Source organism: Bordetella sp. 15P40C-2 (assembly GCF_009763235.1).
In the GTDB taxonomy this organism is placed as follows: Bacteria; Pseudomonadota; Gammaproteobacteria; order Burkholderiales; family Burkholderiaceae_B; genus Bordetella_A.
In genome coordinates, this window is record NZ_WSJA01000001.1 from 145,455 (window position 1) to 168,570 (window position 23,116).

Annotated in this window: 24 protein-coding genes; 4 read left to right on the forward strand and 20 right to left on the reverse strand. The window is 60.3% G+C overall.

Features of this window, described 5'->3' with window-relative positions:
- Positions 1–218: 218 nt before the first annotated feature.
- Genes GOQ25_RS00700 through GOQ25_RS00710 form a run of 3 tightly spaced genes read right to left on the reverse strand, consistent with a single transcriptional unit; the run spans position 219 to position 3,244 of the window.
- Positions 219–1,421, reverse strand: a complete 1,203-nt coding sequence (locus GOQ25_RS00700; RefSeq protein WP_160348510.1) for an aminotransferase class I/II-fold pyridoxal phosphate-dependent enzyme — start codon at positions 1,419–1,421, stop codon at positions 219–221.
- 27 nt (positions 1,422–1,448) lie between these two features.
- Positions 1,449–2,441, reverse strand: a complete 993-nt coding sequence (locus tag GOQ25_RS00705; RefSeq protein WP_160348511.1) for a D-2-hydroxyacid dehydrogenase — start codon at positions 2,439–2,441, stop codon at positions 1,449–1,451.
- A gap of 14 nt (positions 2,442–2,455) precedes the next feature.
- Complete coding sequence (locus GOQ25_RS00710; protein WP_160348512.1) at positions 2,456–3,244, reverse strand: class II aldolase/adducin family protein; 789 nt, start codon at positions 3,242–3,244, stop codon at positions 2,456–2,458.
- A gap of 81 nt (positions 3,245–3,325) precedes the next feature.
- On the opposite strand from GOQ25_RS00710, the gene GOQ25_RS00715 reads away from it, so the two are divergent.
- Positions 3,326–4,315, forward strand: coding sequence for a LysR family transcriptional regulator (locus GOQ25_RS00715; protein WP_236844431.1), 990 nt, complete (start codon positions 3,326–3,328; stop codon positions 4,313–4,315).
- Positions 4,316–4,348: 33 nt separating this feature from the next.
- Here the strand turns inward: GOQ25_RS00715 and GOQ25_RS00720 are convergent, their stop codons facing one another.
- From GOQ25_RS00720 to GOQ25_RS00750, 7 genes are all read right to left on the reverse strand, one after another.
- Positions 4,349–5,359, reverse strand: coding sequence for a tripartite tricarboxylate transporter substrate binding protein (locus GOQ25_RS00720; protein WP_236844232.1), 1,011 nt, complete (start codon positions 5,357–5,359; stop codon positions 4,349–4,351).
- 162 nt (positions 5,360–5,521) lie between these two features.
- Positions 5,522–6,250: an LrgB family protein gene (locus tag GOQ25_RS00725; RefSeq protein WP_160348513.1), complete on the reverse strand. Its 729-nt coding sequence runs from the start codon at positions 6,248–6,250 to the stop codon at positions 5,522–5,524.
- Positions 6,243–6,590, reverse strand: a complete 348-nt coding sequence (locus GOQ25_RS00730; RefSeq protein ID WP_160348514.1) for a CidA/LrgA family protein — start codon at positions 6,588–6,590, stop codon at positions 6,243–6,245. Before GOQ25_RS00730 ends, GOQ25_RS00725 begins: the two co-directional genes overlap by 8 nt.
- A 178-nt stretch (positions 6,591–6,768) precedes the next feature.
- Positions 6,769–8,088, reverse strand: coding sequence for an MmgE/PrpD family protein (locus GOQ25_RS00735; RefSeq protein ID WP_160348515.1), 1,320 nt, complete (start codon positions 8,086–8,088; stop codon positions 6,769–6,771).
- Positions 8,089–8,098: 10 nt separating this feature from the next.
- Positions 8,099–9,205, reverse strand: coding sequence for an FAD-binding oxidoreductase (locus tag GOQ25_RS00740; protein WP_160348516.1), 1,107 nt, complete (start codon positions 9,203–9,205; stop codon positions 8,099–8,101).
- The gene (locus tag GOQ25_RS00745) at positions 9,198–10,634 is read right to left on the reverse strand and encodes an NAD(P)/FAD-dependent oxidoreductase (protein ID WP_160348517.1); all 1,437 of its coding nucleotides are present in this window, start codon (positions 10,632–10,634) and stop codon (positions 9,198–9,200) included. Before GOQ25_RS00745 ends, GOQ25_RS00740 begins: the two co-directional genes overlap by 8 nt.
- Positions 10,631–10,867 (reverse strand): 2Fe-2S iron-sulfur cluster-binding protein, encoded by a 237-nt coding sequence (locus tag GOQ25_RS00750; protein ID WP_336603739.1) that lies wholly within the window; start codon positions 10,865–10,867, stop codon positions 10,631–10,633. The genes GOQ25_RS00745 and GOQ25_RS00750 overlap by 4 nt, the downstream gene beginning before the upstream one ends.
- Between GOQ25_RS00750 and GOQ25_RS19735 the strand changes: the two genes are divergently transcribed.
- Positions 10,781–10,993: a hypothetical protein gene (locus tag GOQ25_RS19735; RefSeq protein WP_336603740.1), complete on the forward strand. Its 213-nt coding sequence runs from the start codon at positions 10,781–10,783 to the stop codon at positions 10,991–10,993. The genes GOQ25_RS00750 and GOQ25_RS19735 overlap by 87 nt on opposite strands.
- A 45-nt stretch (positions 10,994–11,038) precedes the next feature.
- Here the strand turns inward: GOQ25_RS19735 and GOQ25_RS00755 are convergent, their stop codons facing one another.
- The 5 genes from GOQ25_RS00755 to GOQ25_RS00775 all read right to left on the reverse strand — a co-directional run bounded on the left by GOQ25_RS00755 (position 11,039) and on the right by GOQ25_RS00775 (position 18,367).
- A complete protein-coding gene (locus GOQ25_RS00755; protein WP_160348518.1) occupies positions 11,039–12,577 on the reverse strand; it encodes an acetolactate synthase large subunit in 1,539 nt (512 codons plus the stop codon).
- A gap of 45 nt (positions 12,578–12,622) precedes the next feature.
- Positions 12,623–13,627, reverse strand: coding sequence for a tripartite tricarboxylate transporter substrate binding protein (locus GOQ25_RS00760; protein ID WP_160348519.1), 1,005 nt, complete (start codon positions 13,625–13,627; stop codon positions 12,623–12,625).
- 32 nt (positions 13,628–13,659) lie between these two features.
- On the reverse strand, positions 13,660–15,363 hold the full coding sequence (locus tag GOQ25_RS00765; protein WP_160348520.1) for a hydantoinase B/oxoprolinase family protein: 1,704 nt from the start codon (positions 15,361–15,363) through the stop codon (positions 13,660–13,662).
- A 26-nt stretch (positions 15,364–15,389) separates the two neighbouring features.
- A complete protein-coding gene (locus GOQ25_RS00770) occupies positions 15,390–17,495 on the reverse strand; it encodes a hydantoinase/oxoprolinase family protein (protein ID WP_236844432.1) in 2,106 nt (701 codons plus the stop codon).
- 101 nt (positions 17,496–17,596) lie between these two features.
- Entirely contained in the window at positions 17,597–18,367 is a 771-nt protein-coding gene (locus tag GOQ25_RS00775; RefSeq protein ID WP_160348521.1) for an IclR family transcriptional regulator, read from the reverse strand.
- 203 nt (positions 18,368–18,570) lie between these two features.
- Here GOQ25_RS00775 and GOQ25_RS00780 point away from each other — a divergent pair, with 203 nt between their 5' ends.
- Complete coding sequence (locus GOQ25_RS00780; protein WP_160348522.1) at positions 18,571–19,191, forward strand: TetR/AcrR family transcriptional regulator; 621 nt, start codon at positions 18,571–18,573, stop codon at positions 19,189–19,191.
- Here the strand turns inward: GOQ25_RS00780 and GOQ25_RS00785 are convergent.
- The 5 genes from GOQ25_RS00785 to GOQ25_RS00805 all read right to left on the reverse strand — a co-directional run bounded on the left by GOQ25_RS00785 (position 19,168) and on the right by GOQ25_RS00805 (position 22,717).
- Complete coding sequence (locus GOQ25_RS00785) at positions 19,168–19,725, reverse strand: TetR/AcrR family transcriptional regulator (RefSeq protein WP_160348523.1); 558 nt, start codon at positions 19,723–19,725, stop codon at positions 19,168–19,170. The two genes, GOQ25_RS00780 and GOQ25_RS00785, sit on opposite strands and share 24 nt — an antisense overlap.
- Before the next feature lie 23 nt (positions 19,726–19,748).
- A complete protein-coding gene (locus GOQ25_RS00790; RefSeq protein ID WP_160348524.1) occupies positions 19,749–20,087 on the reverse strand; it encodes a DUF4148 domain-containing protein in 339 nt (112 codons plus the stop codon).
- Positions 20,088–20,146: 59 nt separating this feature from the next.
- Complete coding sequence (locus GOQ25_RS00795; RefSeq protein ID WP_160348525.1) at positions 20,147–20,464, reverse strand: DUF4148 domain-containing protein; 318 nt, start codon at positions 20,462–20,464, stop codon at positions 20,147–20,149.
- A 331-nt stretch (positions 20,465–20,795) separates the two neighbouring features.
- Positions 20,796–21,557, reverse strand: coding sequence for an ankyrin repeat domain-containing protein (locus GOQ25_RS00800; RefSeq protein WP_160348526.1), 762 nt, complete (start codon positions 21,555–21,557; stop codon positions 20,796–20,798).
- Between the two features lie 179 nt (positions 21,558–21,736).
- Complete coding sequence (locus tag GOQ25_RS00805) at positions 21,737–22,717, reverse strand: LysR substrate-binding domain-containing protein (protein WP_160348527.1); 981 nt, start codon at positions 22,715–22,717, stop codon at positions 21,737–21,739.
- Between the two features lie 89 nt (positions 22,718–22,806).
- On the opposite strand from GOQ25_RS00805, the gene GOQ25_RS00810 reads away from it, so the two are divergent.
- Positions 22,807–23,076 carry a DUF1127 domain-containing protein gene (locus tag GOQ25_RS00810; protein ID WP_160348528.1) on the forward strand — a complete coding sequence of 90 codons (270 nt, stop codon included), beginning with the start codon at positions 22,807–22,809 and terminating at the stop codon, positions 23,074–23,076.
- The last annotated feature ends 40 nt before the right edge of the window (positions 23,077–23,116 follow it).

Below are 23,116 nucleotides of genomic sequence, written 5' to 3' on the forward strand. Positions count from 1 at the left end.
CCGTTTCCTGTTCGATTTAGCCCCCAAGCCGCCCCAGCGTCGCCGTCGCGGCCCCCCGCACGGGCGGAGCACCCTAGTATTAGCGACACATTCTTTCGAATGTTTAATTCGGAAGAAAGAAAGGGCGAGAACGCCATCGCGCCCTCGCCCTTATTCGTCCTGCTCAGCGGCACAATGACGGATTCGCCCTTGAAGCCCGCCTTGAAGCCCGCCTGGACTTACCGCAACCGCTCCACCGCTTGCGCGATACGCGCGACGCCCTGCTCCAACACATCCATCCCGGTCGCAAACGAAATGCGGAAGTAAGGCGACACGCCATACGCCGCGCCCTGCAGGACGGCCAGGTTCACTTCGTCGAGCAGATAAAGAATGAAATCCTCATCGGTCTCCAGGACCTTGCCGGCCGGCGTGGTTTTACCCAGCAGTTTCTCGCACGACGGAAACACGTAGAACGCGCCTTCCGGCAGATGGCAGTGAATGCCTGGGATCCTGTTCAACGCGGCGACGACCTTGTCGCGGCGCTCCTGGAAGATCGCGCAACGTTCGGCAATGAAATCCTGAGGCCCATTGAGCGCCTCGACCGCGGCGGCCTGGCTGATGGACGAAGGGTTAGACGTGGACTGCGATTGCAGCTTGGTCATCGCCTTGATCAACGCGACGGGCGCCGCGCCATAACCGATGCGCCAGCCGGTCATGGCATACGCTTTGGACACACCGTTCATGGTGAGCGTGCGCGACTTCAGTTGCGGCGCCACCTGGGCGATCGTGTAATAACGGCGATTGTCATAGAGCAAATGCTCGTACATGTCATCGGTCAGAATCCAGACATGCGGATGACGATCCAGCACGGCGGCCAGGCCCAGCAGCTCTTCGCGGCTATAGACCGCTCCGCTGGGATTATTCGGTGCGTTCAGGATCACCCAGCGGGTATTCGGCGTGATGGCGCGTTCGAGGTCTTCCGGCTGCAGCTTGAAGCCTTTGTCGGCGGGACACTGCACCGTCACCGGCGTGCCACCGGCCAGCAGCACGATATCGGGATACGACACCCAGTATGGCGCGGGAACGATGACTTCCACCCCGGGTTCGACCGTGCACATCAGCGCGTTGAAGATGATCTGCTTGCCACCGGTGCCCACGATGATTTCGCTGGTCTCGTAGTCCAGCTCGTTTTCGCGCTTGAACTTCGCCTTGATGGCGGCCTTCAGTTCGGGGGTACCGCCTACGTCGGTGTACTTGGTGCGCGACTGCGCCATTGCGCGGACAACGGCTTCGCACACATTTGCGGGCGTATCGAAATCGGGTTCGCCGGCAGTCAGACTGATGATATCGCGCCCCGCTGCGCGCAACTCACGCGCGCGTTGGCCCGCCATCGAGCTGGGCGACGGCTTGATTCGGTTGACCCGTGATGCAAGGAATTCCATGGCGTTTCCAGTTAATCTAGTAAGGGATCACGCGCTGGCAGGCCACTGAGCCGCCCACTCACGCAAGTGTTTGAGAAAGATTTGGTCCACACGCCGCTCGTTTCCATCGGAATGACCGGCTGCATGCGGGGTGACGATCACGTTTTCCATGGACCACAGCGGAGAGGCCGAGTCCAGCGGCTCATGCTCGAAGACATCGAGATAGGCGCCGGCCAAACGGCGTTGCTGCAATGCTTCGATGAGCGCGGCCTGATCCACGACTTCGCCGCGCGCGACATTGATAAGTCGCGCCGACGGCTTGAGCGCGCCCAGCACCTTGCCGTCGATCCAACGGCGGGTGCGTTCGGTCAAAGGGCAAGCCAGGATCAACCAATCGATGCGCCCGGCGTACTGGCCGATGTCCTCATAGGCCAGGGTCTCGGTCTGGTCGTCCACCGGGGTATTGGAGCTGCGCGCCACGATCACCTTCACGCCAAGCACACGCAGCACAGCGGCAATGCGCTGCCCGATCGGGCCCCATCCGGCGATCAGCGCGGTCTGCCCCACCAGATCAGTCGGCAAGCCAGTGGCCACCAGCGACAACCAGCGGCGCTCGCGTTGTTGCTCCAGCAACAAAGGAAAATGGCGAGCCAGCATCAATAACCCGGTCAACGCGGTCTGTGCCACCACGTCGGCGTTCACGCCTGGCGAGGTGGTCGCGCGCACCTTGCGCTCTGCCAGTTCGGCGAAAAACGGTCGGTCCGCCCCCGCGGAATGCACATGCACCCATCGCAGATCGGGCGATCTGCGCAGGCTGGTGTAGAACGCTTCGAGCGGCAGCTTGATATCGTGCTTGGTCGACAACCCGGTCACATCGCGCGACCAGTAGCCAACGTGAATGTCGCCCGGCGCGGTATCGGGGTCCGTCGTGGGGGTCACGACCTCGAAAGGACAGCCTTGCATGGCCTCGTCCAGCGCGTCGCCCAGGCGTTCCCGAGCGACTTTCGAGATCAGCAGCCGGGCAGGTTTTGCTGCGGTCATAGTGAGACTCCGGCTTAGTCGCGGAAGGACGGATCGAGACGGTCGAGCTTGCGTAGCAACGCCGGCCATTCCATGACGCCATACGGACGACGAGTCCCCGGCTGATAATTGTTCCAGGTTTCCTGCAGCACCTCGGGCGGCACGTCGCGTAGCGGCGTATTGGCGGCCATGGCGGCCAGCTGCGTACGGCACGCAAGCTCGAGCCGGTGCATCCAGTTAAATGCCTCGCCCACGGTTCGGCCCACTACCAGTGCACCGTGATTACGCAAGAGCAAGGCCTCTTTGTCGCCGAGGTCCCGTACGATGGATTCCTTCTCGTCAGACTTCAACACCACGCCTTCGAAGTCGTGGTAGCCGATGCGCAAGAAACGCATCGAGGTCTGCGTGATCGGCAGCAAGCCGCACTCGAGCGCCGACACGGCCATCGATGCCCAGCTATGCGTATGAATCACGCAGCCCACTTCGGGGCGTGCGGCATGCACGGCGCTATGGATAACGTAGCCGGCTTTGTTGATACCGTAGTTGAGCTCGCCGAAATCGGGCTTGGATAGGATCGTGCCGTCGAGATCCACCTTGATGAGGCTGGAGGCGGTGATCTCTTCGTACATCATGCCGTACGGGTTGATCAGAAAGGCGCCCTCTTCGCCCGGGACGTGCGACGAAATATGGTTCGCCATCATGTCGGACATGCCATACAGGTCGACTAGGCGATAGCATGCGGCCAGATCCACGCGCGCTTGCCACTCCTCGGGCGAACAGCGGTCTTTCATGGAGGGAATGGTCAATACGCCTGGGCGAGTCATTGGGTATCTCCTTGATAAATGAATGGATGCTGCATGGGCATCACGCCTGACGATTCTAGGGGCGCCCATTAATCTCGACAAATGATTATTATTTGTCTACTGTTCGTGTTTATCGATAAATCGTTTACCGACATGAACCGCACTATGTCGCTGCGGCACTTTCGTGCCTTCGTTGCCGTGGCCACCACGGGTTCCTTCACGATCGCTGCCAAACAACTGTTCCTGACGCAGTCCGCGTTGACGGCCACCATCCAGCAGTTCGAAGACAACATCGGCTTCAAACTGTTTGACCGGAGCACTCGCCGCGTCGTCATGACGCCCGAGGCGGAACGTTTCCTGCCACAAGCCGAACATATCCTGCGACAGTTTGACAGCGCCGTGGCCGATCTGGAGTCGCTGGCGCAGGGGCGCCGCGGTCACGTCCGGATCGCCGCCGCGGCCTCGGTGACGCATTACTTTCTTGGCAACGCCATCGCCACACTGCGCGCCGACTATCCGGAGATCACCGTATCGTTACACGATGCCGCCTCTGAACAGGTCGAACGCATGGTCGAACAGGGCGAGGTCGATTTCGCCTTCGCCAGTCCTCACAAGCAGCGCGAAGAGCTGATCTACACGCCATTATTCGAGGACCGATTTGGCCTGGTCTGCCGCCATGATCACCGTTATGCCAAGGGCCGCCGCGCCATGCGCTGGTCGGAACTATCTGCCGAAGACTATATCGGCTTTACCGCCGATACGGGCATCGGCGCCTACCTGCGTCAACATGCCGACCGTAGCGATCTGTTCGCCCACAGCGGCAACGAGGTCTCGAACACCTCGTCCCTCGGCGCGATCCTGAAATGGACCGAGGGCTATTCCGTGCTGCCGGCGCTGGCCGCCTCGCGCATCACGGGTCCACACCTGGTATTTCGACCCTTGAGCAGCCCCACGCTAATTCGCCAGGTCCATCTGGTGACGCGCAAGCTGCGAGCGTTATCGCCCGGATCGGAGCTGTTCGTGGACTACATGCTGCGTACGTTGCGCCAAACGCCGGTACCGGATGGCGTCCGGGTGCTGGCCAAGGGCTAAGCGGCGCCTCGCGCTGCCTAACCCCGTCGGACATTACTGCTTCGGAATATTCGCGCCAGCGATGATCTTCGACCACTTCTCGCGTTCGGCCGCGATGTGGTTGTTGAAATCTTGCTGCGTGCCACCGGTCACCTTGGCGCCGAGATCCGCCAACTTGGCTTGAACATCGGGTTGCTGCAGGATCTTGTTGATCTCGCTGTTTAAGCGATCGACGATTTCTTGAGGCGTGCCGCCGGGCACTGCCACGCCAGTCCAGGACAAGGACTCGTACCCGGGCAGGACCGTCTCAGCGATGGTGGGCGTGTCGGGCAGTGCGGCCAGACGATCCTTGCTGGTGACGGCCAGGGCTTTCACCTTGCCGGTCTTGACCAGCGGAACGGAAGACGGCGCGTTGTCGAAGATCATGTGCACCTGCCCGCCCATCAGATCCACCAGGGCTTGGCCACTGCCGCGATAAGGCACGTGCATGATGTCCACGCCGCCCATGTTCTTGAAGAGTTCGCCCGACATGTGCGTGGAGCTGCCAGCACCCGACGAGGCGAAGGTGTACTTGCCCGGATTTTCTTTGACGAGCTTGAGCAGTTCCTCGGCGCTGTTGACCGGCAGGTCATTGTTGACGATCAGCACGTTGCCAATCGATGCGGTGTAGACCACCGGGATGAGGTCTTCGCCCACGGTGTAGCCGGGCTTGGCGTAGAGCGCGTGGTTCATCGACAAAATGCCGGTGGTGCCAAACAGCAGCGTGCGGCCATCCGGCGCGGACTTGGCCACCATCGCGGCGCCGATGTTACCGCCCGCGCCGCCACGGTTCTCGACCACGACGGGTTGCTTTAAGGCGGTCGAAAGACGGTCGCCAATCAGGCGGCCGATCACGTCGGTGGAACCACCGGCCGAGAACGGGATCACCAGCGTGACTGGGCCATTCGGATAATCGCTGGCCTGAGCGGCCGAGCCAAAGCTGATTGCAAGCGCGCCGGCCAAGATGGCGGCAGAACGGACCATTGCGCGGGCGCCAGAACGACCCGCCTTCTTCAAGATACTCATGTTTTCCCCTGATGCAGGATTGCTACTACTTGTGTTTAGAGGAACGATGATAAGAAGGCGGATACTCCACCGCAAACGAAAAAAATTTGGGTATTTATCAATGCCGTTGATATATCCTCAGGCCCGCGCGCGCTAGTACCTATGGGCTTTGCGCAAACGGCGTCAGGGGATGAGCTTGAAAACAAGCGGTATAAGTAGTGAAGACAAGATCACCTGCACGCCCAGCGCCAGACCCGCATACGCGCCCGCATCGGCGTTGACCTGAATGGCACGCGCCGACCCGATGCCGTGCGAGACCGTCCCAAGCGCATAGCCCCGCGCAGCCCATCCGGGCTCGTCACGCGGAATACGCAGCAGATCAAACAGATATTTGCCGCTCAACGCACCCACCAGACCGGTGAGTACCGCGAATACCGCCGACAACGATGGAATACCCCCGATCGCCTCGGATATGCCCATGGCTACTGGCGCGGTGACGGACTTCGGCGCCAGCGATAACACCACTTCATGCGGCAGGCCAAATAGCCAGGCCAGCAAGACGGCGCTAGCGGCGGCGGCGCCACCCCCTAGCAAGGCCGCCCACAACAGACGCGCCCACCGCGCGCGCAATTCAGCGCGCCGCACCCACAACGGCCAGGCGAGCGCTACCACGGCCGGTCCTAAGAGGAAATGAATGAATTGCGCCCCGGAAAAATAGGTCTGATAAGGGACGCCAAAAACCTGTAAACCTCCAGCCAGGATGACGACACTCCATAACACGGGATTGGCCAATGGCGCCTGGCCTAATCGCAGGTAAAACGCCTGTGCGGCTAAATACACGGTCAACGTGGCGGTCAACCCGAACAGGGGCGTAGACGAGAGATAGACCCACAGATCGACGAAGTCACGCATTTTGGTCTCCCCGCCCACGCTTGAGCGCCAATAGGGTGACCACCATACCGATCAAGGTCGACAACACAATCACGGCCAGAATTCGCAAGCCATACTGGCTAATCAGTCCCAGATGCGTCATGACTCCGACGCCCACTGGCACGAACAGCAAAGACAGATGCGACAAGAGATACTGCGCCGCGATCTGCACAGACGCTCTGACGGCACACCAGCGCAGGCCCATCACCAGCAACAACATGCCAATGACAGGGCCGGGAAACGGTAAGTGAAACAGGCGCGAGAGCGCTTCGCCCAGCGTCTGAAACGCGAGCAACCAAGTAAATCCAAGAAGGGCTTGCATAGAAAGCGTCGAATAACGATGGGGATCGCGACGCGGCGGATGATCGGAGATATCGTTATTGTAGAGCTACTTCTCTCTATGTGGCCGGGCCCGGGCTTTGCCTGCGGCCACGCCTTTCCGATCAATGCCCCCCACGCATACCCGTCAGTGCGATGCTATGGCCTATGCCCACCGATCGTTAGCAGGCAGCCCGCCACGATTCAAACAGTGGCATGAATCCCTGTGTGGTCAAGCCCTGCAATGCAGCCACCATTTGATCTCGCTGTGCGGTCGCGAGGTTGCCTCGGGCAAGATTAATGAACTTTTGGGCGACCTGATCCTGGCTCATCGGATTCGCGACATCGCCCAACGGGAATTCGACCGTCATGGTTTCAGGGCCGTGACCCTGGTCCATCACGACCCGGCATGGCGTGCGCTGTGGGAACGATTGCGCGAAATCATCGTGGGCTGCCAACTCGACCCGCGCCGCTAGTGCAAGGACCTCGGCATCCGTCAACACGCGCGGATCCACCGGCTGCAACGCCGCGGCCCCATGCACAGCGGCCAGCGCGCAGCTGAAATAGTAGCTGTACTGAGCGCCTTCCAGCGTCGTGGGAGCACGTTCGTTGACCAGCTTCAATCCCCGCGCGAACGTCTCGATACGTAAACTCTTGATTGGCGCGCCCGGACGTCGCATCGCCAGAATCGCGTCAATTGCAGCGTGCATATAGCGGCAGCAGGCATAGGGTTTGATGTAACTATCCTGCAACCACCAATGTTCCCCTAATCCGCCCGTCAGCACCTCACGACGATAATTGTCCTCATTGTCGAGCAGGTCTATCGGCCCCGTGGCTCCCTCGCGGGCCCGATACGCAGCTGTCAGGCCGACTACGACGGCCGCGGGAATCTGCTCTTTGACGGTGCTGCCCTGATATTTAGAACTGCCCGAAGGAAAACCGATAGGGCCTTCCGCCCCGGCGATCGCCAGGGCATGCGCAGTCTGCTTTGCATCGAGCCGCAGCAAGCGCGCCGTCGCCGCCGCGACGCCATAATTGACCCAACGCCCCGTCGCATAGGTATCAATCCGTGCGATCGGACGCGCGGTAGCGGTTCGCAAGCCCACCTCGTAGCCCACCGCGATGGCATCGAATATATCCTCGTCTGAGGACCCCAGCGCTTGCGCCACCGCCATGACGGCTGGGATCACGCCCGCGCCGGGATGGCCCGCCGCGCCCCGATGTCCATCATCAATGTCTAGCGCGCTGGCCGCGGCCGAATTCGCCATGGCTGCGCCGGCGACACTGAGCGAGCCGCCGCTCAGCCAAACATCTGCCACGCCCTCGCCATATAGCGATTTCGCGCAGCCTCGGGCCGCGATGGCCAGATCGGATCCCACACCCGCGACCGTCGCGCTCATCAAGTCGAACACGAGTAAGGCGCAACTATCACGGGCCGGTCCTTGAAGCGAGCCCGCAGGCAAATGGGCGACGAATTGGGCGAGTTCTTCTATTGCATGCATACCTTGTCCTTTAGGCGGCGAACCGGTCTATTGAAAACGCATCGATAGGCGTCTCGGTTTCGCCATCACACACCAGTTCCGCGAGGATTTCGCCCACGCCCGGTGCGAGCATGAACCCCCCACCTGAAAAGCCGAAAGCGTGCAGCAATCGCGGCGTCGTGCGACTCGGCCCGATCACGGGATTGCGATCCGGTGTTTTGCCGTCCAGACCGCTCCATGATCGAATCACGAGGGCTTGCTTGAGCGCGGGGATAATGGTTTGAGCCTCTCGCATGACGGAGAGCGTCACGTCATCTGAAGGTTGAGCAAAGCGATCGTCGCCACGCGCCATGCCACCGCCCAGCACACAGTTACCGCGGTCGACCTGGCGCGCATAAAACCCGCCGCCATAGATGCCAAGATTGTGAGGAATGAACCGGGGCAGCGGTTCGGTCACCCACATGTTCGGATACATCGGCTCTAGTGGCGTTTTTTCGCCGAAGGTCTCGGCCAGTTGATTGGCCCAGGCGCCGGCGGCATTGATGCACCATTTGGCGCGAACACGATGGACGCCCGCTTGCGCATGGAAGTGATTACCATCGAAAGCAATTTCGGTCAGCTCGGTTTGTTCGAGGACCATTGCGCCCGCGCTCACGGCTGCGCGAGCAAATGCGGGAGACACCAGCCGAGGATTCGCATGCCCGTCTGAAGGGCACAGCGAACCCCCGATGACGGCGCGACTCAGCCACGGATAGCGGGCGCGAAATGGCGCGCCATCAATGATCGACGCCGACAAGCCAAAGCTCTCGGCCATCTTGGCCCACGCCGCCAGCGCGTCCAGATCCGCCTCATTTCGTCCCAAGCGCAAATGCCCCGACACGGTGAACTCGCCATCGATGCCGATCAACTCAGGCAGCCCGTTCCAGATGCGGCGCGCGCGTAACGCCAGGGGCATCTGCTCTTTGGTTCTGCCCTGACACCGTACACCACCATAGTTCACGCCGCTCGCCTGCGCGCCGCAATAACCGCGCTCGATGACGAGCGCCTTGACGCCGCGTTTAGCGAGATAGAGCGCGGAGGCCGCGCCGACGAGCCCCCCACCCACGATGAGGACATCGACATCCATACGATCAGTCATCGCGTGCCTCGTCTTCCGCAGCAGTGTGCGCTGGCGGCGCACTGCAAAACATGGGTAATGGCTTGATCGGCGGCTGCGCGCGCAGACGACCCGCTTGTTTTAACGGGATGCCCAGCTCATCGCTCATAAGCGAGATGGCGGCGTCCCCGCACATCCGCCCCTGACAACGCCCCATGCCAACCCGCGTTAGCGCTTTCAGGCGATTGATTTCCGAGGCCTCGCCATTACGAAGACATTGGCGCAGCGTGCCGGCTTTGACTTCCTCGCACCGGCACACGGTCATATCGTCCGGCCAAGCAGCACTGATCTTCTCGGGCACGGAGAACGCCTGCTCAATGCCCACGCGGAAGGTATTGATTCTCGCTAGTTTGCGATTGATCTCGGCTAGGTCCGGCGACCCAAGCTCTGGCGTGATGCCGAGATCGGCGAGTATCGCCAGACCCGCCCGCCTGCCGGAAAGCTCCGCCGCGTCCGCACCAGCAATGCCCGCGCCATCACCCGCAAGATAGATTCCTGGCTGTGAGCTTCTGCCTGCGCCATCCTGCCTGGGTATCCAAGCCCGATTCAAGTTGCTGTATTCGAATTCACACCCCGATATATCAGCAAGCTGCGCCTCGGGACGCAATCCGTAGCCCAGCCCGACCGCATCACAGGCGAGGCTATGCGGGCGTGCGTCGGCTTGAGATCCCGAGCGGTGGCGCATCCAGCGTATGCCGCTCACCGACTGCACGCCGTCGATACCCACCAGACGCACATTGTGCTCAACGCGCACGCCCTGCGCGCGCAGCCAAGCAAGGTAATAAACCCCCTTGGCAAACGTGCCCGGCTGCCTCAAGAGTCGCGGAGTCGCCTTAACCTGCTGAGCCCAGGCACTGGTATCCAACACGGCCTCGACATTCGCACCGGCCTTCACATACTGATACGCAACGAGATACAGCAAAGGACCAGTACCCGCGAACACGACCCGACGTCCGATCGCACAGCCCTGTGCCTTTAAGGCCACCTGAGAGCCACCCAGCGTATAACACCCTGGCAGGGTCCATCCTGGAATGGGAAACACGCGATCCGTCGCGCCGCTGGCGATCACGAGATGCGTGTAGGGCACGCGAACTTGCCGGCCCTGCTGCAAGGTATCCAAATAGCCATCCCCCCCGCCCCAGGCCAACGTGTCCGGACAGTAATCTACGCGCGGCAGGATGCGCGCCATGGCTTGATGCACGGCATCGGCCTTGGCCGCTTCAAAGCCATATAAAGCGCGCTTCGAACGATTGAAACCTGCCTCTTGTGGCGGCTGACGGTAGATCTGGCCACCCCAGCGAGCGCCTTCATCCAGCACGAGCGGACGCAGGCCCGCGTTGACAAGCACTTCGGCGGCGCGGATACCCGCGGGGCCCGCACCAACGACGACGACACGCATGGCCGCAGTCATAAGACGCCCTCCGCCAGCGGCGCAGCGGTGCATAGACGCACGTCTGCACGCAATCGCGTCGTGCAGGCCCGCAACCTCGAACCGTCCTCGTACCAGACCCAGCAGTCCTGGCAAGCACCGATCATGCAGAAGCCGGCTCTGGGTTCATGGCTGAACTCGGTATTCCGAACGCGGGACTGTCGGGTCAGAATCGCAGTGAGGACGGAGTCCCCCGCGAGACCAAAACATTCCACCCCGTCGAGATAAAACCGGACTATCTCCCGGCTTGTCTCGGCAACGCGCACGAGCTGCGCGTCATGCTGGTTACGTACATTCTGCACAATGAATTGCCTTGTGATGATGCGTGCGGCCTGCCTTAACGCGCCCGGCAGGCGGGCCACGCCTGCGGGCTGCGTGCGCCGAGTTCAGATCATCAATTCAATGAGGAACGGGCCTTTGCGTTTGTTGGCGGCTGTGAACAGATCCGCCAGCTCTTCCATGGTGTGCGCTTTGGCCGCTTCGACTCCCATACCGCGAGCCAGACTGACCCAATCGAGTGCGGGGCGCGTGAGGTCCAGCATATTCATGGCGGTGGTGCCTGCCTGCGCGCCTACGCCCGCGAGTTCGCCAATCAAAATCGCGTACTTCTGATTAGCAAAGATCACGGTGGTGACGTCCAGTTGCTCGCGCGCTTGGGTCCAGAGCGCCTGCAATGAATACATAGCGGAGCCATCGGCCTGCAACGACACGACGCGCCGTCCGGCTCCGGCAATTGCCGCACCCGTGGCCAAGGGGATACCGTTGCCGATTGCACCGCCCGTGATTTGCAACCAGTCATGGGGCGCGGCATTGGTACAAGTCGGGTAGAAGGCGCGCCCGAAAGTCAGGCCTTCTTCGACCACGATAGCGTTCTCGGGCAGCAGTGCGGCAATGGTCTGAGCAGCCGCATCCGGTGTGACCGCCCCGCGCGCGGGCTCCATGATCACCCGTTGCGCCGCTGGCGCGGGCTCATGGGCCCCGAGTCTGTCGGCCAAGCGAGCGAGCGCATCCGCCTGGTCCTGCTCGGGGCGGCTTAGTACATGAATTTGGCAATCGTCGGGATACAACACCGCCGGTTTATTGGGATAGGCGAAAAACGCCACCGGCGCCTTGGCACCCACCAAAATCAGATGCTTCACCCCCTTAAGCGCCGCTAAGGCGGGCTCTACCGCATAGGGCAGACGCTCTATCGGGGTACGGCCCGCGCCACGTTCGATCCGTCGATTCGACGTCGGCGCCATCAGGCGTGCGCCCGTTTTCTGTGCGATACGACCCGCCACCGACAACGGCCCTTCCCGCAGTGCATCGTTGCCGATAAAAATCACGGCGGGTTCGCCTTGGCGCAATATGTTCGCGACGGCGCTCAGGGAGCCCTCGTCTACCGTGGAGGCGGTGGGGACTTCCAAGGCCTCCGCCACGACACCCCCCGGATTCCAGCAAGTGTCCGACGGTGCGATCAGTGTCGCGATCTGACCGGGAGCCATGCGCGCCGCCTGCACCGCCGCGGCCGCATCGCGGCCTATGGTGGCCGCGGAGTTCGCCGTGCGCGTCCAGGCCGATACGGGGCGCGCCCATCCTTCCGTATCCGCTGTCAACGGCGCATCCAACGGCCGGTGGTGCGTGGCCTGATCCCCGACGATGTTCACGATCGAAGAATTCGCGCGACGCGCATTGTGCAAATTGGCCAGACCATTGGCCAGACCCGGTCCGCAATGCAATAAGGTCACGGCCGGACGGTCAGCAATACGTGCATAACCGTCGGCCGCGCCCGTCACCACGGTCTCCGCCAGCGCCAGCACGCAGCGCATGCCGGGGATACGGTCCAGCGCCGAGACGAAGTGCATCTCGCTGGTGCCGGGATTGGCAAAGCAAGTATCGATGCCGCTTTTCAGCAGAGTATGGACAAGACTTTCGGCGCCGTTCACAGGTTCACCATCCTAAAGCAGAGAGTGTGGTTATTCATGGTTTGATTAGTTGCCAGACGCACCGGAGCTGCGGATTGCCGGGCCCCAGTTTTCGATTTCCGACTTCATAAATGCCTCGGTCGCGGCGGGATCAAGGGCGGGTACGTCCATGCCCATGTCGGTCAACCATTTCTTGACTTCTGGCGCCTCGACCGCTTTGCGGGCAGCTTCCGACAGTTTGTTGACCACCTCCGTCGGGGTGTCCGCGGGCACGCCCATGGCGTACCACAGGCCGATCGGGTAAATCGCAAAGCCCGCCTCGGCCAGCGTCGGCACCTGCGGCAGCATCGGGGCGCGCTCGCTACGGTTGATCGCGATCGGACGCAGACGGCCGTCGTTGAGATAGTCCACGGTCGACAACATGCCAACGTAGAGCATATCCACCCGCTCACCCAGCAGGTCGGTCAGGGCATTGGCCACGCCCTTGTACGGTACGTGCGTCATATTCACGCCCGCGCTCTTAGTGAGGATAGAGGACGCGATCTGGGCCGAACTGCCGTTACCCCAGCTCGCATAAGTCAAGGCGCCCGGATTGGCCTTGGCCGCCTTCATCACATCATCCAGCGACTTGTATTGCGACTTACCGGACACGACCAACACCAAGGGCTGCTGGACCAACAAGGACAATTGACGCAAATCGCTGGGCTTGTATTGGACACCCTCCATCAACATCGGGCCGGTCACCACGGTGTCCGGAGTTTCGAGCAGGATGGTGTAGCCATCGGCCGGCGACTTGGCGACATAATTACCGCCAATAATGCCGCTGGCGCCCGCCTTGTTTTCGACAATCACGGGCTGACCCAGCGTGCCCGACATCTGCTCGGCGAGACGCCGCGCGAGAATATCGGTAAAGCCGCCAGCCGTGAACGGCACGACGATCCGGACCGGCTTCTCCGGAAACTGAGCGGCATGCACGGCGCCAGTTGGCACAATGGACATCGCCATCACGGCACCCGCCGCAATCCAACCGAGTTTGCGCTTCATGATGAGAGACATGGATTTAAACAGCATTTGCTTTCCCCTTCAGGTGCGTATGTGTCGCTTCAAATACGGTAGTAACGGCTAGCGTGCTCGGACGTAATCAGCCCTGCACGTAAATCGGCCGCGACGGCTTTCGGATCGCGCTGCAGCGGCGAGCCAAATCCACCACCACCCGGCGTGTAGTGCGTAACGGTGTCGCCGACTTGCAGCGGCTCGACGTCGCTGATCGCGAACGGCAGGCGGCGCTCCGACGGCATGCCTTCATTAATCACCCAGCGTCCGCCGTCGCCCGGCAGGCCGCCCGCAATGCCTTGCGGCAAGGACACGGACTTCTGAGCGGTATGGTTCAGGTTGGGATCCTTGCCAAGCACCTGGTACTGCAGGCGCTGACCCACGCCGCCGCGATACTTGCCCGGACCGCCCGAATCGGTACGCAGTTCACGAGCCAGATAACGCACGGGCGATTCGATCTCCATGCTTTCGATCGGTGGAATATGGCAGTTGGTCACATGGCAGGCGATCACGTCGATACCATCGGCATACGCGGTAGCGCCCAGCCCACCGGGCACGACTTCACCAAAGGTCACGCGGCGACCCGTTTGCGGGTGCTCGGCATTGGCGAAGTTATAGAGACAGCCGCAAGAGTCCGCCATTACACGTTCGGGGACCGCCTGACTCAACGCACCCATCACCAGGTCGACGATGGAATGGCAGACCACCATGCGTTGGTACACCGCGGCTGGGTGTTTGGCATTGACCAGCGTGCCCGATGGCGCGATGACTTCGATGGCGCGCTTGCAGCCCTCATTGCTGGGAATCGCGCTGCCGGTAATCGTGCGACAAACGTAATAGACCGCGGCCAATGTCGTTGCCATCGGACTGTTGATCGGGCCCTTGATTTGCGGGTCGGTGCCGGTGAAATCAAAGACGATGTCATCGCCCTTCTTGATGATCTTCAAGCGCAGCCAATAAGGGCCGCCATGATTGCCATCATCGAGGACGGGCTCTTCGTGCGAGTACTCGCCATCGGGGACGATGCGCAGCTGCTCGCGCGTCTGTCTTTCCGAGTAATCCATCAGATCGCGGAAGCACAGCAGCATTTGCCCCAACCCGTAGCGGTCTATCATGCCAAGCAAATCGTCGGCCGCGACCTGCACGCTCGAGATCTGCGCATGCAGATCGTTCAGCAACACTTCGGGCGTACGGGTATTGTTCAAAATCACGCCCAGCAGGTCTTCGTCGAACACGCCTTGCTTGACGATCTTCAGCGGCGGCAGGCGCATCCCTTCTTGGTAGATCTCACGTCCCCAGCCGCGCGTGGCCATATTCATGCCGCCCACGTCCATGTGGTGCACCATCAAGCCCGAAAACGCCACCAGCGTGTCCCCGTAGAAGATCGGCGCATACGCGATATAGTCGTTGGTGTGGGTCGATCCCAGCGAGCCGCCGCCCGCATATGGGTCATTGGTCAGAACCACATCGCCCGGCTTCCATTCCGATTTGGGCAGCACGCTTTCCAGAATGGTCTTCAGGCAAATGCCTACCGTGTTCAATTGAATCGGCGGGCCAGCTTCTTCGGCCAGCAGCGATCCGTCCGCATCCAAAATCGAGGCGGAACAATCCTCCATTTCTTTAATGATGAAGGAATTAGCGGCGCGGATCATGCGGCGGGTGATGCGCTGGGCAATCGCGCGCAAACCATTGCGCACGATCTCCATCGTGACGGGGTCGGCCCGGTCGTTATCGAGCACAAAAGGGGTAGTCATATTCTGTGTCCTTGGATGGCGACGGCTTAGTTACCGGCATGCTGCATACGGATGCAGAGATTCGTGTCGAGTTGACCGCTCCAGCCGGGAGGCATGAACACCGTCGAGCCGGGGTACTCAATGATCGCGGGCGCGGCGATGGTTTGACCGGGCTTCATATCGGTAAAGCGATACACGCTGAACGGGATCGTGTCACCGGTATTGATCACCACTTGCCGTTCACCCACTGGCTGCGCAGGCGTGGCTGCCTCTAAAGATTCCGTGGTCCAGGGATCCACCGCGATCGGCCCAAAGGCAGTGATGCGCACGTTGACCAACTGGATTGCGCGGGCATTGAGGCGATAGCCATAGACGCGCTCGTGCGCGACATGGAATCGTTCTGCCATCTGCACAAAACCGTCATCGAGATCACGGGCCTCGAGGTCCAGGTTCAGTTCATAGTTCTGGCCCACATAGCGCAGGTCCAGCGAGAACTTGATAATGGCATCGGCGGCAGCGATCCCATCGCCCTCGAGCGCTGCGTAGGCTTGCGCACGCAGATCCTCCAGGACCGCGCCGATAGAATTGGCCAGCTCCGCATTGAGCGCGGACACCATGGACTGCGCAAAATCGTGCCGAACGTCGGCACACAGCAGACCCGACGCCGACAAATTGCCCGGTGCGGGCGGGACGAGAATGCTGCGAATATTCAACGCCTCGGCCAGGCTCGCGGCATGCAATCCGCCTGCGCCCCCAAAGGCCACCAGCGTATAGTCGCGCGGGTCCACGCCGCGCTCGATGGACACCAGGCGTACCGCATCCGCCATATGGGCCTCCGCGATCGCCAACATCCCTAACGCCGCTTGCGTGCGCGTGATGTTCAACTGCTGCGCCATCTTGTCCAATGCCTGCTCGGAGAGCTGCGGGTGCAGCTCGCGCGCGCCGGCGAGGAAGTATTCGCTGTTCAGTCGGCCGCACACCAAGTTCGCGTCTGTCACCGTAGGACTTTCGCCACCTTGACCGTAGCAAGCCGGCCCCGGAACCGATCCGGCGCTACGCGGCCCGACGCGCATGGCCGTGCCACCTTCAATCCATCCCAGCGATCCACCACCGGCACCGATCGTGACCATATCCAAGGCCGGAATCAGCACGGGATTCCCGCCCACCGTGCTACGGCTGGTCAAGGGCAGTTCGCCATCGGTGATCAACGAGATATCTGTGCTCGTGCCACCCATATCAAAGGTGATCAGATTCTTGATCCCGCAGCGGCGCCCCAACGCGGTCGCACCGACAATCCCCCCCATCACGCCAGAATGGGTCAACGCCGCCGGATGCGACACCGAACGCTCGAACGTCGACACGCCGCCATTGGCCCGCATGATGTAGCGAATGCAGTTGGCTCCCTCGGCTTTGAGCGCCTCGGTCAAGCGCTCCAGATGCTTTTCGATGGGCTTTTTAATAAAGGCCGATACACAGGTCGTGCTGGTGCGCTCGTACTCGCGGAACTCTCGCACCACATCGCTGGATATCGAAACTTCCATTTCCGGATAGTCAGCCGCCGCGATCGCCTTGATGCGTTGTTCATGCGCCGGATTGGCGTAAGCGTGCAGCAAGCACACCGCCACGGCGTTGATGCCCTCTTCCCTGAAAAAGCGAAAAGCGGCGTGTACATCGTCGTCATTCAGTTCAGACAGGATTTCGCCGGTATGCAGCGTGCGTTCGGAGACCTCCAGACGCAGATGACGGGGCACTAGCGGCGGATTCGGACGCCAATGAATATCGTAGACATCAGGCTTGCGCGAAGCGCGCGCGATCTGCAATACATCGCGGAATCCCTTGGTGGTAATCAGGCCGATATGCGCCTCGGTTCCTTCCACGATGAGGTTGGTCGCGAACGTGCTGCCATAAAAGAAACGATCAATACGCGAGACAGGAATCCCAGCGCGCGCGGCGATCCTCTTTACGCCATCAATAATGCCCGTGCTGATATCCGACGGCGTGGTCGGCACTTTCATGGTGATGGTTTGCGTGCCATCGATGAGAACAACGTCGGTATGGGTACCACCCGTGTCGACCGCCACGGATACCGTTGGCCGGGAATCTGATGAATCGTGATGCATTTCCATTTCGCTGCTTTGTGGTCCGGAAGTCATGAATGCTGGGGTACGGTGATCGAGAGTCCTGTGCGCCCCGACGGGAATCCGCCGACGGCGCTATTCAGGGCGACGTGCAGGAGTGATCGGCACGGTTGTTCTTACTGGGCAGTCAGGGCGAGATCCGCAGTAATGCGTTTTCCAGCGCGCAGTACCGCTGCGCGTATGGCCTCCCAGTTTTCTGCCATGCGCGGACTCGGTCCGAACGTACATAGTCCCGCGACCACGCGCCCATTCTCATCGCGTACTGGAACGCTGATCCCCGATACGCCAAGCAAATGGGTATCGCTCAATTCCGCATAACCTTGTTCGCGCACGCGCGAAATTTGCTCCATCAGGCGCGGCACATCCACTTCGGTTTTGGGCGTTAAGGGCGTAAGCGGTTGACGCGTCAGATAGTGTTCAATTTGTTCCTGCGTGCGGTCGGCCAGAATCACTTGCCCGATGGTGGTGGCATAGGCATGCCGCTCTTTGGCCAGATCAACGTCATAGCGCAGGGGTTCGGTGCTTACTACCTTCGTCAGGTACTGCACCATTTCACGCTCGTTCAACACACCGAGGAACACGGATTCTTTGACCGATTCGGACAGCTCAGCCATCGTGGGATGGGCAATGCGGATCAACCGGGCGAACCGCCCTCCCACCCATCCGGTCGTCCGATAGCGAGCCGCCATCTGATAACCGTCTACACCACTATCCACGTAACCCCGGTCGACCAAGGTCGCCAGCAAAGCCGAAGTGCTGCTTTTAGGCATTCCAAGTCTGCGGGCAATGTCTGACAGCTTCATCACACCAGCCGTGGCACTGAAGAGTTCCAGAATATCGAGGACCCGCTCTGCCGATTTAACACCGGCGCGTTCGTTTGTTCTCATATGTGAACATCGTATATGTATGTGTCCATTTTAGATGTGCGTAATGCCCCCGTCTACTCAGGGAAATCGCTAATCTGAAACTCGATAGATCGTTCACATACATGAACAATCGAATAACGGAGTGGCTGCGTGGAAATTACAAGTGCGACGCGAAAACGGTGACGATTGTTGACCCCAACCTACCCGTAGGTAACAATATCTATATGAACAGCGCCACCACCCGCGATCAGCTTTTAGACCACGCTCAGTGCCTTATTCGGCGCAGGGGTTATAACGGCTTTAGCTATCGGGATCTGGCCGAGCACGTCGGCGTGAAAACGGCCAGTATTCACTATTACTTCCCCGCCAAAGACGATTTATTGATCGCGGTGATCGATCAGTACACGGCGAAAGTGCACGGCGTTTTAACGGGCATAGACTCGACGATGACGGCCAGAGCACGGTTGAATCGTTATATAGAGCTCTTCGAAAGCGCGCCGCCGGATCAAATTTGTTTGTGCGGCATGTTGGCCGCGGATGTCGCGTCCTTGTCAGAACGCGCTCGCCAGTCTGTGCAGGCGTTTTTCCGCATCCATGAGAACTGGCTGGCCGATGTGATCACTGCGGGCGTACAGGATGGCACCTTGAGCTCGTCGGGCGATGCTGCCGCCGATGGACGCTGGCTGTTCGCGGCGATCCAGGGCGCCATTGTGACTTCGCGGCTGTTTCAGGATCCGCAACGCTTGCGTGACGTCTTTCGAGCCATACAGTGTCAGCTCAGCGCAGGATCCGATTGCCATTCCTCGCCATCTGGCAGCCGTCTAAGCCAGCAGACAGGGCAATAGGTCCGTGGCGCGTTCTTGATGGTCAAACAGGCGTGCGCTGACTAAACCGCCTTGCAGCGCGGCGTAAATCGCGCGTGCGCTGACTCGCACATCACCCGGCACCCGCAGACTGCCTTCGCGCGCGCCCTGCTCCAATAGCTCGACGAGCCATTGTTCATTACAGGCATAGAAAGACTGCAATGCCTTTCGGGCACAGCCCGGCAACGACCCCAATTCAGCGGCCAAAATGCCGCCTATGCAGATAAGTTGATTGCCAGCACATGCGCGGCGATGGATCTCCACATAAGCACGCAGCTTTTCATCCGCCCTCAATCCGGACGGGATATTCTGAATCGCCTCGTGCCAACGCGTTTGATAGTCGCTGATGACGGCCAACAGCAGATCTTCCTTTTGCGGAAAATAATAATGAATGCTCGCCGTCTTGATACCCACCGACGCGGCCAGGTCCCGGTAGCTGAACCCGTTATAACCGCGTTCCTGAATCAGGCGCTGGGCAAGCTGCACGATGTGCGTGCGGGTATTTTCGGTATCCATCGCCACGCCCTCGCTGTGTGGCCTCAACGGTGAACGGGTGCGCCCACATATTCGGCATGCTGGTAATCCAACTCGCCGAACGAGGACTGCCCCTGAACTTGTGCGTCATGCGCTTCGGCTGACACTTGCTCACGGTCAGGCACCGAAGCTGCGCCGTGCACGGCTGCGGGCATTTCCAGTTCACCAAAGGTGACTTGCCCGGCTGCACGGGCCGCTTGCAGTTCGGCCTGCACTTGAGCGCGCGTCACCGTGCTTTGGCTCTGCACAACGGGCGGATAATCCAATTCACCCGACGGTTCGGTCGCGTAGGCGGCTCCCAGCATGGTGAAGGACAAAGCAATGGCGGAAATAGCGGTTTTCATGGTTTAACTCCGAAAAGTAATCTATCTATTTGAAGGTAGGGGCGTGAGGAAATAAAAAATCACGCGCCGGTGTAGGAAAAGCCGTAGAGGCTGGACTGTTGAGACCGCTCGGTACGTGCGCGCGCGGCTTCTGCCTGGACTTGAGCACGCGTCTTGGTGCTCGCTGCGACCTGGGCCTGCGGTTCTTCAAGTTCGCCGAAGGTCACCAAACCGGCGGCACGGGCTTCTTGCAGTTCTTGAATTACCTGAGCACGGGTGACATGACTTTCGGTGCTGACGGCGGGGGGATAGTCCAACTCACCGGAGGGTTCTTGCGCGAACGCGGCGTTAGAGGAAAGGGCGGCGGCAATTAAGGCGAAGGGAAGCAGGGTTTTCATGATGACTCTCGTAACGAAGTGGACGGGTAGCATATATCTACTGGAAGGTAGATATATGGTTAAATAAAAACCGCGACGGAGATCCAGCGCGGCGGTGGCCCCAGAGAGAACTAGCAGCAACCATGGAAGAAAGTTTACCTATCTGTAGGTAGGTTGCATAGGCCTGAATGGTTACCGTGTGTATCAGCGAGAGTGGTGGCCATCCGGCGTTCACCATCATTGCCGCCCCGGTACGGTTCGCTGATCTATTTCTGTAAGCCAAAATGGCACGGAGTCGGTTTCGGAACGCTCGCACATGGCACACATCAGCGACTTGCCGTCCATCTTGCTGCTATGAGATCGTGCAGGACCCTTTAGATGCATAGGTCTCGACCTCGTTGGGTTGCTCCGTCTTGCCGTGAAGAAGAACGTACAGTTCGGAGTCGTGGGGCAGCTCGCGCGCGAGAGACCTTAAGGTCTCGTGCTGTTTGTTCTCGATGTCGGGATTCGCTCCCCAAAAACACAGGGCCCAACAGTAATCAAAGTGGCCACTTTTGAATGCCAGATGGGCAGCGGTGTTTTTCCAATCGTCTTGCGCATTCATCAGAGCGTTCGTGACGCTGTTGAGCATCTCCGCATCAGGCGTTTCCTCGGCGCAACCAAAGGCCGCCATTAAGTCCTTTTTCGCCTGCGCACGGGCTGGCTCGCCCTGCGAATCTTTGCAGGCCGTCACCACGTCGCTCAGGTGCATGACGAATTGGGCGACAAATTCTTGTTTTCCATTTTCTGCGACAAGCATGAATGGGGTACACCCATCCGCGTTGCAACGCATATGCCAAACCGCGACCGGTAGTTTCGCAAGAAGAACCGAAAGGACCTCCAATGACCCGTGCTTCGCAGCACTATGCACGGGCGAGTAGCTCCGATCCTTCATATCCTCGACGATGGCGTCGACATTGCTTTTATGGTCGAGCAGCGCCCTGAGATCAGTCACCTTGTCATCTTTGACGTAGGCATCTAGCAGCTGCTGCGGGGTCTCCGGGGGCTGCGCATGATTAAACCAGGACGCCGGCGAGGCATGTCCGAGCGAAATCGCGTGTGAAGAATAGCCCATGGGTCAGCTCCTAAGTTGAGGATGGAAGCAAGCGAGTGCTGCAACGGATTTGATCAGGTCGAAGTTGCAACCTTCGACCTGACGGAACCCAGCGTATCCATACTCTTTTCGCTCGACACGTCTTCCACAATAAATAGGACTGAGCCGATGTCCGCCTCCGGAGAATCCGGGATCACCGCCTAAACGTTGCGGCCCACGGTTGCAATTGATGCGTTCGTCTCGCCAGTGCCCGAAGCCGCGGCTGGACCCGTCAGGTTTTCGCGTGAGCGCTCCAATTCATCGCGTATCCAGGTACGCAGCGCTTGCAGCGGCGGCCAGTCACGCAGGGCGGGGGGATAGACGAGATGGTAAGTGTCAGTGGGTTCAAAATCTATGCTGATGGGCGAAAGCTTTACGAGCCTTCCATCACACAACGAATCGGCCGCGAGCAATTCGCGTCCCAACCCCAAGCCCAAGCCCTGCTCCACCGCCTGCAGCATCAGGCCCGCGTCGTTAAAGCTGGCAACCGGGGTCACATTGCTGGATAGTCCTGCCGCGGCGAACCACTGCCGCCACATTTCTTTATCGCCTAGCAAAGGCTGGCGCGCCAGCGTCTCCGGCCGCGGATCAGGCAGCTGACGAGCCGTCTCCGGCGACGCCAGCACAATCATCGGCATGGGTGCGTCAAAGAGTGGCTCGGACACGACGCCGGGCCAAGGCCCCCTTCCCGCTCGTAATGCGGCTTGAAAACCGTCGCGATACAGGTCTGCGACTTGAGGGGACGTTTCGATTTCCAATACCAGCTCGGGATGCCGTTGGCGCCAGCGTCCCATGCGTGGCAACAGCCAGCGCTGTGCGAACGAGGGCAATACGGATACGCGCAACGGCTGGCTCGCTCCGCGCGCGACCAAGGCGGCGGCCTGCACACCTTCGTCGAGCTGAGCCAGCGCGCACTGCACGTGACGCAGCAGCGTTTCGCCAGCGCCGTTCAACACGAGACGCCTGCCACGCCGATCGAAGAGGTCAAAACCCAATTGTTCTTCGAGCCCGCGAATCTGTTGACTGATCGCGCTATGCGTGAGGTGCAAGCGCTCGGCCGCCGCGCGCAGATTCTGTAGCTGGGCGACCGCCCGGAAGGCCGGAAGGGTGTTCAAAGGAAGTCGACTCATGCTGGTTAGCATAATCGACCAAACTGGGTAGAACAATGCGCTTCCCTGCAACGCGCTGTGCTTTTAGGCTAACCAATACGCAACCTTGATTGGAGAACGCCATGCACTCGCACACGCTTAATTATGAATATCGCAGCACCTGGAGTGATTTCGCTGTCGTCCGCAACGCAGCTGGCTTTATCGGGCGCGCTTGCGCTGCCTGGTGGCAGGGCATCGTTGCGCGCCGTGCGTATGAGCACACGCTCGAACAACTGAGTCGCTACGATGACCATCTGTTGCGCGATATCGGCGCATCACCTGCCATACTTCGCGATGTCCAAGTCGTGCGAGAGATTGCGCATAGCCGTCGCGCGCGTTGGCTGAGTGTATGAGGACGGAGGAGCGTAGGTCTGATGTGCGTCATTAGATCGA

Coding starts and splice junctions, on each gene's coding strand:
- GOQ25_RS00700 (WP_160348510.1), bottom strand. CDS start 1,421: ATGGAATTCCTTGCATCACGGGTCAACCGAATCAAGCCGTCGCCCAGC.
- GOQ25_RS00705 (WP_160348511.1), bottom strand. CDS start 2,441: ATGACCGCAGCAAAACCTGCCCGGCTGCTGATCTCGAAAGTCGCTCGG.
- GOQ25_RS00710 (WP_160348512.1), bottom strand. CDS start 3,244: ATGACTCGCCCAGGCGTATTGACCATTCCCTCCATGAAAGACCGCTGT.
- GOQ25_RS00715 (WP_236844431.1), top strand. CDS start 3,326: ATGATTATTATTTGTCTACTGTTCGTGTTTATCGATAAATCGTTTACC.
- GOQ25_RS00720 (WP_236844232.1), bottom strand. CDS start 5,359: ATGAGTATCTTGAAGAAGGCGGGTCGTTCTGGCGCCCGCGCAATGGTC.
- GOQ25_RS00725 (WP_160348513.1), bottom strand. CDS start 6,250: ATGCGTGACTTCGTCGATCTGTGGGTCTATCTCTCGTCTACGCCCCTG.
- GOQ25_RS00730 (WP_160348514.1), bottom strand. CDS start 6,590: ATGCAAGCCCTTCTTGGATTTACTTGGTTGCTCGCGTTTCAGACGCTG.
- GOQ25_RS00735 (WP_160348515.1), bottom strand. CDS start 8,088: ATGCATGCAATAGAAGAACTCGCCCAATTCGTCGCCCATTTGCCTGCG.
- GOQ25_RS00740 (WP_160348516.1), bottom strand. CDS start 9,205: ATGACTGATCGTATGGATGTCGATGTCCTCATCGTGGGTGGGGGGCTC.
- GOQ25_RS00745 (WP_160348517.1), bottom strand. CDS start 10,634: ATGACTGCGGCCATGCGTGTCGTCGTCGTTGGTGCGGGCCCCGCGGGT.
- GOQ25_RS19735 (WP_336603740.1), top strand. CDS start 10,781: ATGGCTGAACTCGGTATTCCGAACGCGGGACTGTCGGGTCAGAATCGC.
- GOQ25_RS00760 (WP_160348519.1), bottom strand. CDS start 13,627: ATGCTGTTTAAATCCATGTCTCTCATCATGAAGCGCAAACTCGGTTGG.
- GOQ25_RS00765 (WP_160348520.1), bottom strand. CDS start 15,363: ATGACTACCCCTTTTGTGCTCGATAACGACCGGGCCGACCCCGTCACG.
- GOQ25_RS00770 (WP_236844432.1), bottom strand. CDS start 17,495: ATGACTTCCGGACCACAAAGCAGCGAAATGGAAATGCATCACGATTCA.
- GOQ25_RS00775 (WP_160348521.1), bottom strand. CDS start 18,367: ATGAGAACAAACGAACGCGCCGGTGTTAAATCGGCAGAGCGGGTCCTC.
- GOQ25_RS00780 (WP_160348522.1), top strand. CDS start 18,571: ATGAACAGCGCCACCACCCGCGATCAGCTTTTAGACCACGCTCAGTGC.
- GOQ25_RS00785 (WP_160348523.1), bottom strand. CDS start 19,725: ATGGATACCGAAAATACCCGCACGCACATCGTGCAGCTTGCCCAGCGC.
- GOQ25_RS00790 (WP_160348524.1), bottom strand. CDS start 20,087: ATGAAAACCGCTATTTCCGCCATTGCTTTGTCCTTCACCATGCTGGGA.
- GOQ25_RS00795 (WP_160348525.1), bottom strand. CDS start 20,464: ATGAAAACCCTGCTTCCCTTCGCCTTAATTGCCGCCGCCCTTTCCTCT.
- GOQ25_RS00800 (WP_160348526.1), bottom strand. CDS start 21,557: ATGGGCTATTCTTCACACGCGATTTCGCTCGGACATGCCTCGCCGGCG.
- GOQ25_RS00805 (WP_160348527.1), bottom strand. CDS start 22,717: ATGCTAACCAGCATGAGTCGACTTCCTTTGAACACCCTTCCGGCCTTC.
- GOQ25_RS00810 (WP_160348528.1), top strand. CDS start 22,807: ATGCACTCGCACACGCTTAATTATGAATATCGCAGCACCTGGAGTGAT.